This is a genomic window from Corynebacterium sp. 13CS0277, from assembly GCF_002994655.1.
In the GTDB taxonomy this organism is placed as follows: domain Bacteria; phylum Actinomycetota; class Actinomycetes; order Mycobacteriales; family Mycobacteriaceae; genus Corynebacterium.
Map to the genome: position 1 here is coordinate 136,745 of NZ_PPDL01000001.1, position 15,570 is coordinate 152,314.

Annotated in this window: 14 protein-coding genes; 9 read left to right on the forward strand and 5 right to left on the reverse strand. The window is 67.3% G+C overall.

The genetic code is table 11. From position 1 onward, the window contains the following. Positions 1-19: 19 nt before the first annotated feature. A complete protein-coding gene (cobO, locus tag C1Y63_RS00560; RefSeq protein ID WP_106014512.1) occupies positions 20-640 on the forward strand; it encodes a cob(I)yrinic acid a,c-diamide adenosyltransferase in 621 nt (206 codons plus the stop codon). Next, entirely contained in the window at positions 634-2,061 is a 1,428-nt protein-coding gene (locus C1Y63_RS00565) for a cobyrinate a,c-diamide synthase (RefSeq protein ID WP_233195503.1), read from the forward strand. Before cobO ends, C1Y63_RS00565 begins: the two co-directional genes overlap by 7 nt. A gap of 98 nt (positions 2,062-2,159) precedes the next feature. Here C1Y63_RS00565 and C1Y63_RS00570 read toward each other — a convergent pair whose 3' ends face one another. Beyond that, a complete protein-coding gene (locus C1Y63_RS00570; RefSeq protein WP_106014513.1) occupies positions 2,160-2,912 on the reverse strand; it encodes an ABC transporter ATP-binding protein in 753 nt (250 codons plus the stop codon). After that, positions 2,909-3,907, reverse strand: a complete 999-nt coding sequence (locus tag C1Y63_RS00575) for an FtsX-like permease family protein (RefSeq protein ID WP_106014514.1) — start codon at positions 3,905-3,907, stop codon at positions 2,909-2,911. The genes C1Y63_RS00570 and C1Y63_RS00575 overlap by 4 nt, the downstream gene beginning before the upstream one ends. Before the next feature lie 442 nt (positions 3,908-4,349). Between C1Y63_RS00575 and cobA the strand changes: the two genes are divergently transcribed. Next, positions 4,350-5,123: a uroporphyrinogen-III C-methyltransferase gene (cobA, locus tag C1Y63_RS00580; protein WP_106014568.1), complete on the forward strand. Its 774-nt coding sequence runs from the start codon at positions 4,350-4,352 to the stop codon at positions 5,121-5,123. Next, positions 5,120-6,604, forward strand: a complete 1,485-nt coding sequence (locus C1Y63_RS00585; protein ID WP_106014515.1) for an MFS transporter — start codon at positions 5,120-5,122, stop codon at positions 6,602-6,604. Before cobA ends, C1Y63_RS00585 begins: the two co-directional genes overlap by 4 nt. A gap of 90 nt (positions 6,605-6,694) precedes the next feature. Here the strand turns inward: C1Y63_RS00585 and C1Y63_RS00590 are convergent, their stop codons facing one another. Then, positions 6,695-7,081 (reverse strand): iron chaperone, encoded by a 387-nt coding sequence (locus C1Y63_RS00590; protein WP_106014516.1) that lies wholly within the window; start codon positions 7,079-7,081, stop codon positions 6,695-6,697. A gap of 148 nt (positions 7,082-7,229) precedes the next feature. Between C1Y63_RS00590 and C1Y63_RS00595 the strand changes: the two genes are divergently transcribed. The 4 genes from C1Y63_RS00595 (at position 7,230) to C1Y63_RS00610 (ending at position 10,868) form a co-directional block, all read left to right on the forward strand. Beyond that, a complete protein-coding gene (locus C1Y63_RS00595) occupies positions 7,230-8,306 on the forward strand; it encodes a sensor histidine kinase (protein WP_158256043.1) in 1,077 nt (358 codons plus the stop codon). A gap of 10 nt (positions 8,307-8,316) precedes the next feature. Next, on the forward strand, positions 8,317-9,084 hold the full coding sequence (locus tag C1Y63_RS00600; protein WP_106014518.1) for a response regulator transcription factor: 768 nt from the start codon (positions 8,317-8,319) through the stop codon (positions 9,082-9,084). 101 nt (positions 9,085-9,185) lie between these two features. Then, positions 9,186-10,082 carry an ATP-binding cassette domain-containing protein gene (locus C1Y63_RS00605; protein WP_106014519.1) on the forward strand — a complete coding sequence of 299 codons (897 nt, stop codon included), beginning with the start codon at positions 9,186-9,188 and terminating at the stop codon, positions 10,080-10,082. 24 nt (positions 10,083-10,106) lie between these two features. Further along, positions 10,107-10,868, forward strand: a complete 762-nt coding sequence (locus C1Y63_RS00610; protein WP_106014520.1) for a hypothetical protein — start codon at positions 10,107-10,109, stop codon at positions 10,866-10,868. A gap of 100 nt (positions 10,869-10,968) precedes the next feature. On the opposite strand, the gene yaaA is transcribed toward C1Y63_RS00610, so the two are convergent. Continuing rightward, positions 10,969-11,745 (reverse strand): peroxide stress protein YaaA, encoded by a 777-nt coding sequence (yaaA, locus tag C1Y63_RS00615; protein WP_106014521.1) that lies wholly within the window; start codon positions 11,743-11,745, stop codon positions 10,969-10,971. Positions 11,746-11,867: 122 nt separating this feature from the next. Here yaaA and C1Y63_RS00620 point away from each other — a divergent pair, with 122 nt between their 5' ends. Beyond that, positions 11,868-13,619 carry a proline--tRNA ligase gene (locus C1Y63_RS00620; protein ID WP_106014522.1) on the forward strand — a complete coding sequence of 584 codons (1,752 nt, stop codon included), beginning with the start codon at positions 11,868-11,870 and terminating at the stop codon, positions 13,617-13,619. 134 nt (positions 13,620-13,753) lie between these two features. On the opposite strand, the gene C1Y63_RS00625 is transcribed toward C1Y63_RS00620, so the two are convergent. Then, complete coding sequence (locus tag C1Y63_RS00625) at positions 13,754-15,532, reverse strand: FAD/NAD(P)-binding domain-containing protein (RefSeq protein WP_106014523.1); 1,779 nt, start codon at positions 15,530-15,532, stop codon at positions 13,754-13,756. Between the last annotated feature and the right edge of the window lie 38 nt (positions 15,533-15,570).

The following is a 15,570-nucleotide window of genomic DNA, read 5'->3' on the forward strand; positions in this document are numbered from 1 at the left end:
GTCGTATATCTTAAAACCCATGCCCCAAGGAAAACTCGACCCGAAGTCCATCCCCGACGACGGGCTGACGACCCGCCAGCGCCGACTGCTGCCGATTACCGCCGTGCACACCGGCCCCGGGAAAGGAAAATCGACCGCCGCCTTCGGCATGGCGATGCGCGCCTGGAACCAGGGGATGCGCATCGGCGTGTTCCAGTTCGTGAAGTCGCCGAAGTGGAAAGTCGGGGAGGAAAGCGTCTTCCGCACCCTCGGCGAACTCCACGACGAGCGCGGCATCGGCGGACCTGTCGAGTGGCACAAGATGGGCGAGGGCTGGTCCTGGGCGAAGAAATCCGGCTCCGAGGAGGACCACGCCCGCGATGCCGCCGACGGCTGGGAGGAAGTCAAACGACGCCTGGCGGCGGAAACCCACGACTTCTACGTGCTGGACGAATTCACCTACCCGCTGACGTGGGGGTGGATTGACCTCGACGACGTCGTGGAAACGCTCGCCACCCGCCCCGGCACCCAGCACGTCGTCATGACCGGACGCAACGCCCCCGAGAAGCTGGTGGAGGTCGCCGACCTGGTGACCGAAATGACCAAAATTAAGCACCCCATGGATGTGGGCCGCAAAGGCCAGAAAGGCATCGAGTGGTAGCCCACGCCACCGCCCCCACGCCGGCGATCTGTATCGCCGCGCCATCCTCCGGGACGGGAAAAACAACGATCGCCACAGGGCTCATCGCGGCCCTGGCGCGGCGCATGACGGTCGCCCCCTTCAAGGTGGGGCCGGACTACATCGACCCCGGCTACCACACCCTTGCTGCCGGCCGGCCGGGCCGCAACCTCGACTCCGTCATGTGCGGATCCGGCCGCATCGGCCCGTTGTACGCCCACGGCTCCGCCGGCTGCGACATCAGCGTCATTGAAGGCGTGATGGGGCTGTTTGATGGCCGCATCGCCGAGCACGCGGACCCCACGTGCGCGCCGGGTTCCACGGCGGAGATCGCAGCCCTGCTGGGGGTGCCGGTCATCCTCGTTGTTGACGTGCGCGGCATGAGCCAATCGGCCGGCGCGCTGGTGCGTGGTTTTGCCACCAGCAACCAGGGGGTGCGGGTCGCTGGCGTCATCCTCAACAAGGCCGGCACGGAACGCCACGCTGCGGTCGCTCGCGCCGCCGTTGAGGCTGTCGGCGTGCCTGTGTTGGGCAGCGTGCCCCGCATGACGGGGGTGGAGGTTCCCTCCCGGCACCTCGGGCTGGTGACCGCCGCGGAGCACGGCCGGGAGGCCGTGGAGGCGGTGGGGCGCATGGCGGACCTCGTGGAGGAACACGTTGACCTGGACGCGGTCATCGCGGCGGCGGCGTGTAGTTACACAGGTCCCGCGTGGGACCCGGCCGCCGAAGTGGCCCCGTACCTCCCGGGTGGTGAGGAGAGTGGCCCGCAGCCGCGGATCGCGTTGGCGGGTGGCCCCGCCTTCACGTTCGCCTACACCGAGCACGAGGAACTGTTGCATGCGGCGGGCGCCCGGGTGGTGCGTTTCGACCCGCTGTTGGACGCGCTGCCGGTGTGCGATGGGCTCATCATTCCCGGCGGTTTCCCCGAGGAGCATGTCGAGGCCTTGTCGGCGCGCAGCGACCTGACGGCGGCGTTCCAGACCCTGGTGGCTGATGGCGCGCCCGTGCACGGGGAGTGTGCGGGCTTGCTGTGGTTGACGCAGTCGCTGGACGCCCACCCCATGCTCGGGGTCATTGATACTCACGCGGCGATGGGGCGTCGGCTCACCTTGGGCTACCGGGAGGCCGTCGCCCTGGGCGACTCGGTGCTCTACCGCGCGGGCGAACGCGTCACCGGCCACGAGTTTCACCACACGGCGCTGACGAACCAGCAGGCCGACGGCTTCGCCCCGGCGTGGGGCTGGCGCACCTGGAACGGCACTCGCGCCGCCGAAGGCTTCCTCAGCCCGACGGTGCACGCCTCCTACCTGCACGTGCACCCGGCGTCGGTGCCGCAGGCAGTGGGGCGCTTCGTGCAGGCCGCCCGCGCCTACGCGCAGCGCACCCGTGCCGCCCGCACCTAGGAGCGAGGGGAGTAGGGGGCACCGCACACCCTAAAAGCAAGCAGCGCCACCGCGTTCATGCGGTGGCGCTGCTGTGTGTGGTGCTCGCCCAGCAGGGGTTAGCGCGTGGGCGCCTGGTCTGCTGGGTGCAGCACACCGTCGACCATGACCAGTTCCCGGTCGGCGCGGGCGGCGGCCTCCTTGTCGTGGGTGACCAGCAGGGTGCCGACACCTTCCTCCCGGACCAGTTCCAGCAGCAAGTCCATGACGGCCTGGGAGCGCTGCGAATCCAATGCTGAGGTCGGCTCATCCACGACGAGAAGCTCCGGCGAGTGCATGAGCGCGCGGGCAATGTTGACCCGCTGACGTTGGCCGCCGGAGAGCGCGCTGGTGGAGCGGTGCATCGCCGCACCGAGGTCGAGGCGCTCCAGCAGCTCCTCCGCGCGGGCCCGGGAGGCCTGCTTCGCGGCCGCGCCCTTCACCCGGGAACGCGACCACGGGGCAACGAGGTGATCGGTCATCAGCAGCTGGTCCAGTGCTGTGAGGGAACCCAGCAGGTTCGACTGCTGGAACACGATCCCGATGCGGGTGCGCCGCACCGCCGCCGACTCCTTGGGCGTGAGTGTCGCCAGTTCCGTGTCGCCCAAGAGCACCGAGCCGGAATTCGGCGCAATGAGCGTCGAGGCGACCGCCAACAGGGAGGACTTGCCCGACCCGGAGGGGCCAGTGATCGCCACCAGCTCGCCCTGGTGCAGATCGAAGGACACATGGTCGACAGCGGTGACCGTGTCGTCGCCGTCGGGGAAACTCAGCACGACATCGCGCACGCTCAAGGCAATGGGACGGGATGCGGGGTGAGTGTCGGTGGTCATCGGTTACCTCCCAGAGCGGACAGAGCGGACGCGGTCCGCAAGAACGTCAGTGACAGCCCCGCGCCCAGCAGGCCCAGGGCGAACATCCCGGCAGCCGGGACGACCGTGGTGCCGGGGGACACCACGAACGGCATCGCCCCACCGATGAGCGCCGAAGCACCCAAGGTGATGGCCAGCCCCGCACCAATACCCAGCGCCAGGATGATAGTGGCCTGCCCCAACGCGTCGACGACCAGCGCAGAGGTTGTCGCGCCCAACGCCTTGAGGGTGGCGATGTCGGGCTTGCGCTGGATGGTCCACACGGTGAAAAACGCGCCGGTGACCAGGGCGGTGATGATGAGCAGCATGACGTTGATCATTGTCAGCGACGTGGACTCCGCCTTATAGGAGGCGATCGTGTCCTGCAACTTCTTCGCCTTGAGCGCGGTCAGCCCCGGAATGGTCTGCTCCGGGCCGTCAGCGACGACGAAGGTGGCGGGTTGCTCGTCTGCGAGGTGTGTCCAGATGACCTCCTGGTGGGCGTACCAGTCATCGCCAGCAATAGCGTCGACGACCACGGAGCTGTTGTTCAGCGTCAGCGTGTCGCCCTGGTGGGCGTCCAGGGCGGTCGCCACAGGCTGGCTGAGCACCACGTGCCCCGCCGCCGGCAGGGGAGTGGCATCGCTGGCGGGGCCATGCGCGCCGGCACGCACCCCCAGCACCGCGAAGTTTTGGCCCTGGACCTGCCCGCGGGAGATGCCCACAGCGGTCGCCGGCTGCGCATCGAGCAGACTGCTCGGCACCGTGAACGTCGAGCGGTCCAAATTCTCGTCGGCCACGTACGCGACCTGTGCGCCCGAACCGCGGACGACATCGAGGGAGGAAATGTTTTGGTGCACCAGGCCGCCCGTCAGGCCGGAAAGGAAGCTGACGAGCAACGCCATCATGGCGACGGTGACGGTAATGAGAGCGAACCTGCCTTTAGCGGCTTTCAGGTCGCGCAACGCAAGAAACATGGCGGCTGCCGAACTCCTTGGAAGACAAACGGGGACACGTCGAAAAAACTTCGAGGCGACAACACACACGCACCACCCCTACGGCACGCAGGGTGGGGGTTGTCGCTTACCACTATGCCGCGCCGTGGGGCCGGGCGGCATCAGTGGTTCGGAGAGAAAAACCCACCAGGAAGCAGGTGACGGTGGCTCCGCCTTTTGGGCGGCATAGGTATCGACCACCGGCCGCCACAGTGCGGGGGATGCGGGAGAACACACAACGGCGACACCCCCTGGTGGAGGCGCTACAGCAGCAGCCTGGTGGCGCATGGTGGCGTGCGCGGGGTGGGCCGCGCACGCGCCACACCTGCCGGGCCACGTCTGTCGCCGGTACGCGGCAGGGGAGGCGCCGGGGCGGACTGCGCTGATGTTTTTCGGCTCGGGCCACCGGCTAGACTTTGCCGTTATGAGTGAGCAACTTCTCCGCCCCTCCGAGCGCCCCTCCTGGCCGGTGGGGGTTCCCCCAGTCAGCCTCATCGGCGGCGGCCCCGGTGCCTGGGACCTCATCACCGTGCGCGGCATGCTGCGACTGCAGGCGGCCGACGTCATCGTGGCGGATCACCTGGGGCCGACGGCGGAGCTGGAGAAACTCGTCGACACCACTGCGGTGGAGATCATCGACGCCTCCAAACTTCCCTACGGCCGCCAGGTCGCCCAAGAGCGGATCAACCAGTACCTCGTGGACTTCGCTCGCCAGGGCAAGAAGGTGGCGCGCCTCAAAGGCGGTGACCCTTACGTCTTCGGCCGTGGTTTTGAGGAACTGCAGGCACTCGCCGAGGCCGGCATCGATTGCGAGGTCATCCCCGGGGTGACCAGTGCGATCAGTGTGCCGGCGGCGGCGGGGGTGCCTGTCACCCAGCGGGGCGTGGTGCATAGCTTTACCGTTGTCAGCGGGCATGTGCCCCCCGGGCACCCGAAGTCGCTGACGGACTTCGATGCGCTCGCCAAGGTTGGTGGCACGATCTCCATCATCATGGGGGTGAAAAACGGGCCGAAGATCGCCGCAGCACTCCTTGACGCCGGCAAACCGGCCGACACCCCGGTGGCCATCATTCAAGAAGGCACCACCGCGGTGCAGCGCAGTGTGCGCTGCACCTTGGGCAACCTCGGCGCCACCCTCGCGGCGGAAGAGATCGCCCCGCCGGCGGTCATCGTCATCGGTGAGGTTGCGAGCCTATGAGTTCCCGCGTTGATGCGGCCGCGCCCCGCAGTGCGCTGGGATGGCCGCTGGCGGTATTGTCCGCCCTGCAGTTGATGGTCGTCCTCGACGGCACGGTCGTGAACCTGGCGTTGGCGCGCATTCAAGTCGAATTGGACTTGAGCGACGCACTCCGCAGCTACATCGTCACCGCCTACGCCCTGGCCTACGGTGGACTGCTGCTTTTGGGCGGTCGCATTGGTGACGTCTTCGGCCGGAAGAAAGTCTTCCTCACGGGCGTGGCCCTGTTCACCCTGGCTTCCCTGGCATGCGGCCTGGCGACCACACCAGCGGTGCTGCTCGTGGCGCGCGTTGTCCAAGGCATCGGGGCGGCGGTCGCCAGCCCGACAGCGATGGCGCTCATCGTCGTGACGTTCGCGCCGGGTAAGCCCCGTAATCAGGCGTTCAGTGTCTTCGCGATGATGACGGGGTTGGGCAGTGTGCTCGGACTGGTCATCGGTGGAGCGTTGACGGAAGCATCGTGGCGGTGGATTTTTCTCATCAACGTGCCGATCGGTGTGGTCATCGTCGCGGTGGGCTGGACTGTGTTGACCGCCCGCGAGGAAACCACCCGTATGGCCCTCGACGTGCGCGGGGCAGTCCTCGCGACGGGCGCGTCCACCCTCCTGGTGTTCGGCCTCGCGGAGGGCGGTGCCGGGCTGAACGCGGCAGTTGTTGGCGCACTCATCGCCGGTGTGGCTCTGCTGGTGATGTTCTTCGCCTCCCAGCGACGCGCCACCAACCCGGTGCTGCCGCTGCGGATGTTTAGCGACAGCTCGCGTGCCGCCGTGTTCGTCTGCTTGCTGCTCGCCGGCGCGCTCCTCATGGCGATGACCGTCCAGGTCGCCCTCTTCGTCCAAGAGGTCCTCGGCTACGGCCCTCTCAAGGCAGGCCTGGCGTTCATCCCCTTCGCCTTCGCCCTGGGGGCGGGTAGTGCCGCCGCGTCGCGGGCCGCAGAAATCGCCAGCCCCCGGTGGATCGTCGCCGTAGGCGGTCTCATTCTCGCCGCAGGCTTCGCCTACGGCTCCACCCTCGACGAGCACGCCCACTACTGGCCCGACCTGCTGCTGCCGATCCTCATCATCGGCGCGGGCGTCGGCATCGTCCTCATTCCCCTCACTTTGTCCGTCGTCGCCGGGGTGCGCCCCGCTGACGTTGGACCGCTCACCGCGACCTCGCTTGTGTGCCAGACCCTGGGTGGGCCCCTTGGCTTGGCCGCGGTGACCGCCGTGGCGGAAGCGACCACCAGGGCTGCGCTCGGCAGCGACCCCGCCTTGATTGACCGAGCCAACCTCACCCTGATGGAACAGCAGGCCCTCGGCCAGGGCTACACCACCAGCCTGCTGCTGTGCGGCGCGCTGGCACTGACGATCGTCGGCATCGCCATCTGGCGTATCCGTTTTACCCCGATCGATATTGCTGAGGGCAAACGCGCGGAAGCTGCCGCGCAGCGAGGCGCATAATCCACCTGCACGCCCCGCGACGCATCATCGACGGGACGCTGCCCATCAATGGCCCCGGCTGGGTGTCTGGGAAAAAAGGGGCATGAATTCTTAGTCCTCTTTCGGGCGCCAGAAAGTCGTGCAGTCCCGCTTGTCTTCGATCTGGAAGTCGATGAGCTGGCCGAGGAGCTCATAATCCACGTCCGTGGTGTAGGGCTGGCGGATGAACATCTTCCCTCGGTCCACGCCGCGCTCGTCAAGAAGCTGCTGAAAATGCACCATGGTGGCCCGTTCCGGGGCGATCGATAGGTGCTTGCTGGCAGAGGAAAAACCCACAATGAACGTGCCGTGGTGGGTGAACATCGGCTGATTCCACGCGATGCGCAGCTCTAGGTCGGGGTAGTGGCTGCGGACCCAGTCCAGCACCTCCGTCATACGCTCGGTGGCGATGCCGTCCGCCACGGTGTCCATGTACTCCTCAAGAGTTGCGATTGCCATGGCGACACACTCTAACCACCCGGTGGTGGCTGCGGGAACCGCCGCGCGCAGAACCACTGTGCTCTAAGGTGAAAACGGCATGGCCTCGGGCCGCATCTGTGCCCTGTGTGCTGTCAGCTTCCCCGGACAAGAAAGACGAGGTGTTGCCGTGCCCACCTGGGTTGTCAGCGGTTTGCTGATCTGTGCCAGCGTGGCGCTGCTGGTGGCCAAGCGCAGCCCCAACGTCGCGTTGCTCGTCACCGCCGTGTGCCTGAGTCTTCTCACCGTCGAGGCGGACAGCGTCATCGTGCCAGCAGCGGTGCTTGTGGGTTGGGCTGCGGCCCGCACCTCCCAGCTCACCAGCAGGAGGTGGCAGCCGCTGTGGCTGGCCTGGATCCTGCTGGGCTCGATCTGGGTGTGGTGGCGGTATGTGTACCAGGATGGCTACCTCGAACCGATGAACGCGGCGGTCGTGTTCCTGGTGCAGTGCCTCGTCATTGCCTTTGGGTGGGCACTCGGTCTTCTGGCGGCGCGTCGTGATCGTGATCGCCAGGCGCTGCAGTTGGAGGCTGAGCTTGCCGCAGCAGCGGAACGCGCCCGCATCGCCCGCGACATGCACGACGTGGTAGCGCATAATCTGCAGGGGATCATCTCTTTGGCCGATGGGGCTCTCGCTACGGGGGAGGGGGCGGTGGCGTTGTCGGCGCTGTCGAGGATTTCTGCCGCGGGTCGTGATTCCATTGAGCAGATGCGCAGCATCGTCACCACCTTGCGCGATGATGAAGCCCGGCCGCGGCAGCGCCCCGACGTTCATCGGCTGCTGGCTGACGCCCGCGCAGCCCACCTCGACGTGGTGGCCACAGGGTTCGACATCTTTGACACTCCAGACGACGCCACGGGCTCGGGCGGGCGGATGACGGATGATCTCGTGCTGATGACCAGCTACCGGATCATCCAGGAGATGTTGACGAACATGTTGCGATACTCGGAAGGCGCACGGGGCGTGATCGAAGCAGCGATCGAACCAGGCCCCCTGGGGTGGGGGACGGTGCTGCGCCTGACTGCTGTCAATGACAAGCAACGCGAACCCCGCCCCACGGGCGAAGGATCGCACCTGGGGGTGGTGGGGATGAGGGAGCGAGTCCGCGCGCACAACGGCACGCTCACCATCGATGACGATGGGATGAGTTTTCAGATCACGGCGCTGATTCCTCTTTCGTCCTCGTCGACCACAGTCGGGGATTAGGATGAATCGCATGATTTCCGTCGGCATCGTTGACGACCAACCCCTGGTCCGGGCGGGGTTCGCCCTGCTGGTGGGCGCCCAGGAGGACATGGAGGTGGCCTTCGAAGCCGGGGATGGCCACCAGGCGTTAGCGACGATGGAGAAACTCACCACTGCCGGTGCCGCAGTCGACGTGGTCCTCATGGATGTGCAAATGCCCCACATGGACGGCATCGAAGCGACAGAGAAGATCCTGAGTCGGTGGGCGGGGGTGAAGATCATCATGCTCACCACTTTTGATGCCTACGACTTCATCGACGGTGCCCTGCGTGCGGGGGCTGTCGGCTTCATCCTCAAAGACAGTCAGCCGGCAGAACTGACCGCCGCGATCAGGGCAGTTGCCGCCGGGCAGAGCAGTATGTCCGCATCGGTAGCCATGCAATTGCTCAACGGTGCCCCTGACACCGACGCACGGCACCACCCGCACACGCCGGTGTCGGAACCCGTTGTGGCCTCCCACCGGCCGGCCCCCAGCGGCGGCGCTCCATCGGGCGTCCACGCCGGCGCAGCAGGCATCGCCACCCCGAGTGGCGACGCACTGACTCCACGCGAATACGACATCCTCGCATTGATGGCGCAGGGGCTCTCCAACGAAGAAATCGCCGCCTGTGAATACGTCTCCATGGCGACGGTGAAAACCCACGTGCGGCATATCCTGCGCAAGCTTGAGGCACGCGACCGCGTCCACGCGGTCCTCTTCGCCCTGCGCAACGGCATCGGTCGCGGCACAGGGGACTAAGCCGCATCTGGCGTGCGGCGCTCTCATCCCTAGGGATGAGATCGCCAAGATCAGTCCCCAGGGGGACGCGTAGCCCGCGGTCCCCAGAACATGATGGGGGCATGCTCAACATCACCGCCCTGTGTAAAGACCAACGCATCCACGACCTGACCTTTTGTGTGCCCGATGGGGCTATCACCGGCTTCCTCGGCCCCAACGGAGCGGGGAAATCCACCACCATGCGGCTGTGCCTGGCGATGGAGCACCCCACCAGCGGGACCGCCACCTTTGACGGGCGTACCTTTTCCTCCCTGACCGCGCCGCTGACCACGGTGGGGGCCATGCTGGACAGCAACTGGTTCCACCCGAAGCGAAGCGCCATCAGCCATGTGAAGTATGTGGCGGCGCTTGCGGGAATCTCCGCCCGTCGCGCAGAGGAGGTGCTGGGCATGGTGGGGCTCGCGGACGTCGCCGGCACCCGTGTGGGGACATTCTCCCTCGGTATGAAGCAGCGCCTCGGCCTGTCCTGCGCACTTCTGGGTGACCCGCAGCACCTGCTGCTTGATGAGCCCGTCAACGGCCTAGACCCGGCAGGTGTGCGGTGGATGCGCGAGATGCTTGCCTCCTTCGCCAGCGAAGGGCGCAGCGTCCTCGTTTCATCCCACCTGTTGCACGAGATTGCCGCCACCGCCGAACGATTGGTGGTCATCGGCCAGGGACGGCTGTTGCACGAAGGTTCCGTGGAGGACTTCACCACCCGGGTGAAGCCCACCACCGTGGCCCGCAGCGCCCGCATCGAGGACCTCGCCAACGCATTGCTGGCGGCCGGGGTCGGCGCGCACGAGCTGACGGTTGCCGGCGACCGGGTGAGTACCACAGCGCTCAGCCCGCACGACGTCGGCGAGATCGCGGCGCAGCACAGCATCGCGCTGACGATGCTTGTCGCAGAGACGGCCAACCTGGAGGACGCCTTCCTTGACGCCACCAGCCACGCCGTTGACTACCAGGCCCACAGTTAGCCCGCCCGAAGGAGAACAATCACCATGACGACCACCACAGGTACCTCAACCAGCCCCCGCACTACTCGCGTGTTGGCTCACCCGCTCACGCCGCTGCGTGCCCTGCGCGCGGAACTCTACGCACTCACTTCCACCCGTTCGACGTGGCTGTTCATGGCCGCCATCGTGGTGGGGATGCTCCCGGCATCACTGTTGATGAATCTCGAGCAAGCCTCATGGGGTGACGCCGCCATGATGAGCGATGTCGTTTTGCTGGTGATCATCTACGCTGTCGCATTTTTCATGCTCCCGCCGACGCTGCCGTGGACCTACCAAGCCACGCCGAGGCGGAGCCTGGACATGTTCGCTCGCTTCGCAGCGGGGCTCTTCCTCTGCCTCATCTCAGTCGTCGTGGGCATGGCAGGAAGCATCGGCGTGTTCACGGCGCGCGGCATCGACCTGGATCTCAGCTCGCCCCAGGAATTGATTGTCCCCGCGCTGCGCTTGTTGATCGTTCCGACCCTCTCGGCGTTCCTGGCGTGGCTGACGAAGAGCTCCCTGGTGGGCTCCATGGTGATGATCGCCGACTTCTACCTGGTTGAGGCTCTCGTGGTGAACACCCACACCCCCGCACTTGCCTTCATCGGGTCCCTGCTGCCGGTCAACAATATTGGTGTGGCAGCGGGCCACGTGCTGGAAACCTACCAATTCCCCGAGTGGGCCGCACCCCTCATTTTGGCCGCGTGGTTGGTCACCGGGGCTGTGCTTGCGTGGCTGGTGGCCACGCGCAGGCCCATCACGAGCTAACCCCGCACCATGTGGCGGCCACCGTGGCGGCGCTGACGGACGCCCCCGGAGCCTCTGAGGTCCGGGGGCGTCAGCGCAGGTGTGGGGATGACGGGCGCGTCTACGCGCTGACGACCATGGTCAGCTGGGTGGGGGAGGTGCGCTCCATCCGGTACCCTGCGGCGGTCGCCACCTGCGCCACGTCATCGATGTCGCGGCACTCGGTGGTGGTGCTCGCCTCGGCGAGGGCGCGCGCAAGCAAGCCCTTGTAATGCTTGTTGAAGTGGCTGACCACCTTGCGGCTGCCGTCGGGGTACTCCGATTCCACCCGGACGGTGACCGCGTCTTTGACCGCCCCAAGCTGCTGGTAGGTCCCGGAACGCAAGTCGATGACAAGCTGCTCGTCCTGCACGGACGTCAAAGCGTGCGTGATCGCGCTGCCCCAGCGGGCCTTCATGGTGGGGGTTGCTCCGTCAGCCTGGGGGAGCTTCGAACCACCAGACAGCCGGTAAAAGGGGATGGGGTCGGCTGCGGCGACCACACCGAACAGGGCGGAGCCGATGGCCAGGCACTGCTGCTGAGCGTGCGTGAGCGTGCCCGCGTCGAGGGCGTCATATTGCACGCCCGTGTAGCGCAGAATCGCCGGCATGGTGGGGGAGGTGCGCAGCTGCGCTGTGAGTTCCACATCACCCCGCTTGGCGGGGCCCACCTTCAACGCGGCGCAGGCCGCGTCCACGTCCTGTGCACACAGCTGCACGAGGTCGGTGGCGATGGCGGCGCGCACCGGGTTGAGCGCGGGGAAGGACATCCCTGCGAGGCCGTCGGCACTGGTGATGTCGCGGGCGGGACCGTCGCCGCCGACGGTTTTGGTCTCAGAGGGGGCAAGCACGATGAGCATGCAGCCACTCTATCGGTGACGCGGGCGCGGCTGTGGTGTGGGGGAGCGCATCATCACCGTGCCGCCCGCGCGGCGGGGCGGGGTGCATGGTGTGCAGGAAGGGGGAGGTAGAATCAGGCCCCATGATTACTCGCATGTCGACCCTGTTTTTGCGCACGCTGCGCGAAGACCCCGCAGACGCAGAAGTTCCCAGCCACAAGCTGCTCGTTCGCGCCGGCTACATCCGCCGCGCCGCCCCCGGTGTCTACACGTGGCTGCCGCTGGGCCTGCGGGTGCTGCGCAAGGTGGAGGACGTCGTCCGTGAGGAAATGAACGCCATCGGTGGCCAGGAGATCTCCCTGCCGGCGCTGCTGCCGCGCGAGCCCTACGAGGTCACCGGCCGCTGGACCGAATACGGCGACGCCCTGTTCCGCCTGAAGGACCGCAAGGGCGCGGACTACCTGCTGGGCCCCACCCACGAGGAAATGTTCACCGCCCTGGTCAAGGACATGTATTCCTCCTACAAGGATCTGCCGACGATCCTGTACCAGATCCAGACGAAGTACCGCGATGAGGAGCGGCCCCGCGCCGGTATCCTGCGCGGCCGCGAGTTCGTGATGAAGGATTCTTACTCCTTCAACATGGATGATGCCGGCCTGGACGAGTCCTACGCCCTGCACCGCCAGGCGTACCAGAACGTGTTCGACCGTCTGGGTGTGGAATACGCCATCTGTGCGGCGACCTCGGGTGCGATGGGCGGCTCCGCCTCGGAGGAGTTCCTGGCGATCAGCCCCAACGGTGAGGATACGTTCGTCCGCGCCACTGACGGCGACTACGCCGCCAACGTGGAGGCCGTCGTCACCCAGCCCGGCGAGGAGCGCCCCATCGAGGGCCTGCCCGAGGCACAGGAGTACGACACCCCTGCGAGCGAGACCATTGAGGCGCTCGTGCAGTGGGCGAACGCGGAAGGCGTGACGGTCGAGGGCCGTGCGGTCACCGCCGCCGATACCCTCAAGTGCGTCATCGTGAAGATCACCGCCCCCGGCGGCGAGCCGGAGCTCGCCGGTGTGCTGGTGCCCGGGGACCGTGAGGTCGACTTCAAGCGCCTCGAGGCATCCCTGGAGCCCGCCACCGTGGAGATGGCGGTGGAGAAGGACTTCGTTGACAATCCCTTCCTCGTCAAGGGCTACGTCGGCCCCCGCGCGCTGGCCGCCCATGGTGTGAAGGTGCTTGCCGATCCGCGGGTGTCCACGGGTTCCTCCTGGATTACGGGCGCGGATGCCCCGCAGCGGCACGTGGTCGGCCTGGTCGCGGGCCGCGACTTCACCCCGGATGGGTTCATCGAGGCCGCCGAGATTCGGGAAGGCGACCCGGCGCCCGCGGGCCAGGGCACGCTGACCCTGGAACGTGGCATCGAAATCGGTCACATCTTCCAGCTGGGCCGGAAGTACACCGAGGCTTTCGACGTGCAGTTCCTCGACGAGTCCGGTAAGCGCTCTGTGCCGACGATGGGCTCCTACGGCATCGGTGTGTCCCGCCTCGTGGCCGTCATCGCGGAGCAGCGCTGCGACGACAAGGGCTTGAACTGGCCGCTGGCTGTCGCCCCGTTCCAGGTGCACGTGGTGTGCGCCAACAAGGACGAGGCCGCGATCGCTGCGGCGGAGGCGCTGGCCGCAGAGCTCGATGCCCGTGGGGTGGAGGTGCTCCTCGATGACCGCCCGAAGGTGTCTCCGGGTGTGAAGTTCAAGGACGCGGAGCTGCTCGGCATGCCGCTGGTCGCCGTGCTGGGTCGCGGCTTCGCCGACGGCACCATGGAGCTGCGGATCCGTGGCGGCGAGACCGTCGAGATCCCGGCCGATGCGGCCGTCGACGAGATCCTCGCCCGCATGAACTAGCCGCCTGCGTGGCCCCTGGGATGCCAGGGTATTGTCTCCGCCCGCGCCCCCGCCCACCGCGCCGTGTGTTCACGGCTGCAGGTGAGCAGTGGCGCGGGCGGAGGCGTGTGTGCCGCAGTTGGTGCAGCAGCCTCTTAGCCGCCGTGGGCTGCCTGGAGCGCGATGGCAAGGGCGCTGCGGGCCGCAGCATCAGTCTCCCGCAGCATGGTGGGGTCGGTGCCCGGCATCGGGGAGATCGACATGTCGGCGAACTGGGCGTGGGTGGGAATTCCCAGAAGATGCAGGCGCGCATCGCCCGCCACCAGACGGGTGGTGGGGTCGACCGCCGGCGAGGCGGTGGCCACCCCGTGGGGTGCGAACGGCTGCAGACGGCCGGTGTCGCGCAGCTGGCGCATCAGCGGGTCGCCGGTGGTGCGCAGATCCGGGTTCGGTAGGAAGGCGTCGAGGACAACGTCGGCCGTTGCGGCGGCGTGTGCCGCCTGCTCAGGATGAATGAAGGTGACGATGCCGGCCTCCACGAGCCGGATGAGTTCCCGCGTGCGAAATGCTGGGGGTCCGGAGCCGACCATCTGGCCGAAGGCCATGAAGTCGGCGAAGGCAGGCAGGGAGTCGGCGGTGTAGCGGCCCTGCTCGCCGAAGACGGAGACCAGCTTGCGGCTCGCGCTCAGGGTCCACAGCGCAGCTTTCCGGGGGCTCAGTGCGCCCTGCGCGGAGTCGGCCGCATCCCTTCGCAGGCGGTGCAGGAGGAAGCGGTGGAATTCATCCGGCGTGTCGGGTGCGCCGGCCAGCGGATTGAATTCCGCGCGGTGATCCCACACGTCCGTCGCATCCACTGTGGCGTCGGCGAGCCGGGTGGGGAGCTCCTCTGGGGCGGTGGCGTCGATCCGCGTGAGGATCTCTTCCAGGGGCAGCGCCAACCGCTCAGGGTGCACGCGCCCCAGAGTGCGGTAGTAGGCCTCGTAGGCGTCGCGCAGCACCGCCGGGGCGATGGCGACGCGGAAATCTACCGTCGTCTCGTCGGCGTGTGCCGCGAGCGCCCGCTGCAGGCGGGTCAGTTGCGGCCGCGGGGGCAAGGATTCGTATTCGCTCTTGGGGTAGAAGGGGTAGCCGCGCCGGGAGGTCGCCCGGATGCGTGGCTCGGCACCGCTGGGGTGGTAGCGCTCGGCGTCGTGCCTGCCGCCGCGTCCCTGGGTGAGAAGCGTGACTGCGTCAAAGAATCCCATGCCCAGGCCCCGCAGCAGCACGTCCTCGCCGGCGGCGATGGTGTCGACGGGCTGGTCAATGGGATTGCCGGGCGCGATCCACCGGCCCGTCATCCCCGCGGGAGGGGTGTGCTGTGGCTGCACCCACCCGGGGGCGTAGACGGTGGCGTGGGCGCGCACCGTGGTGCCGTCGCTGAGCTCGATGAAGTCCGCGTCGCCGTCGGCAGTGATGCGAGTGGCTGTGGCGTGGTGCTCGACGAGGGTGACGTGTGTGGGGCGGGGGATGTGCTCGTATACCCAGCGGATGTACGCGCCGTAGAGCGCCCGGGAGGGGTGCGATTCGGGGCGGGTGCGGTGGGTTTCTTCCTCCAGGTGGGGCGGCAGGTCAGCGCTGAGAACGCCGGTGCGAACGCCCACCGCCCATTCGTACATCGTGGGGCCGGGGCGGATGGGGCCGGCGATGGTGGCCCCGGGCTCGGTGTAGAGGGTGACCGCGTGGGCGAGGGTGTTCATGCACATCAGGTCCGTCTGATCGGTGCGCCACAGTTCGCCCGCGCCGATCTGCCAGGGGTCGATGACGTGGATGTGCAGCGGCGTGGACTCGTCGGAGGAGGCAATAAGGCGTTCGAGGGTGCTCACGCCGCGGGGTCCCATGCCGATCAGGGCGATGGTGGCGGGCTGCGTCTCGAGCGGGGGTGGTGTGGGGGTCATGGGGAGATCCTTTGTCTGCGTGTGAACTGCGACAACCC

Excerpts from the sequence above, each read along its gene's own strand:
- cobO (WP_106014512.1), top strand. The coding sequence starts at position 20 with ATGCCCCAAGGAAAACTCGACCCGAAGTCCATCCCCGACGACGGGCTG.
- C1Y63_RS00570 (WP_106014513.1), bottom strand. The coding sequence starts at position 2,912 with ATGACCACCGACACTCACCCCGCATCCCGTCCCATTGCCTTGAGCGTG.
- C1Y63_RS00575 (WP_106014514.1), bottom strand. The coding sequence starts at position 3,907 with ATGTTTCTTGCGTTGCGCGACCTGAAAGCCGCTAAAGGCAGGTTCGCT.
- cobA (WP_106014568.1), top strand. The coding sequence starts at position 4,350 with ATGAGTGAGCAACTTCTCCGCCCCTCCGAGCGCCCCTCCTGGCCGGTG.
- C1Y63_RS00585 (WP_106014515.1), top strand. The coding sequence starts at position 5,120 with ATGAGTTCCCGCGTTGATGCGGCCGCGCCCCGCAGTGCGCTGGGATGG.
- C1Y63_RS00590 (WP_106014516.1), bottom strand. The coding sequence starts at position 7,081 with ATGGCAATCGCAACTCTTGAGGAGTACATGGACACCGTGGCGGACGGC.
- C1Y63_RS00600 (WP_106014518.1), top strand. The coding sequence starts at position 8,317 with ATGATTTCCGTCGGCATCGTTGACGACCAACCCCTGGTCCGGGCGGGG.
- C1Y63_RS00605 (WP_106014519.1), top strand. The coding sequence starts at position 9,186 with ATGCTCAACATCACCGCCCTGTGTAAAGACCAACGCATCCACGACCTG.
- C1Y63_RS00610 (WP_106014520.1), top strand. The coding sequence starts at position 10,107 with ATGACGACCACCACAGGTACCTCAACCAGCCCCCGCACTACTCGCGTG.
- yaaA (WP_106014521.1), bottom strand. The coding sequence starts at position 11,745 with ATGCTCATCGTGCTTGCCCCCTCTGAGACCAAAACCGTCGGCGGCGAC.
- C1Y63_RS00620 (WP_106014522.1), top strand. The coding sequence starts at position 11,868 with ATGATTACTCGCATGTCGACCCTGTTTTTGCGCACGCTGCGCGAAGAC.
- C1Y63_RS00625 (WP_106014523.1), bottom strand. The coding sequence starts at position 15,532 with ATGACCCCCACACCACCCCCGCTCGAGACGCAGCCCGCCACCATCGCC.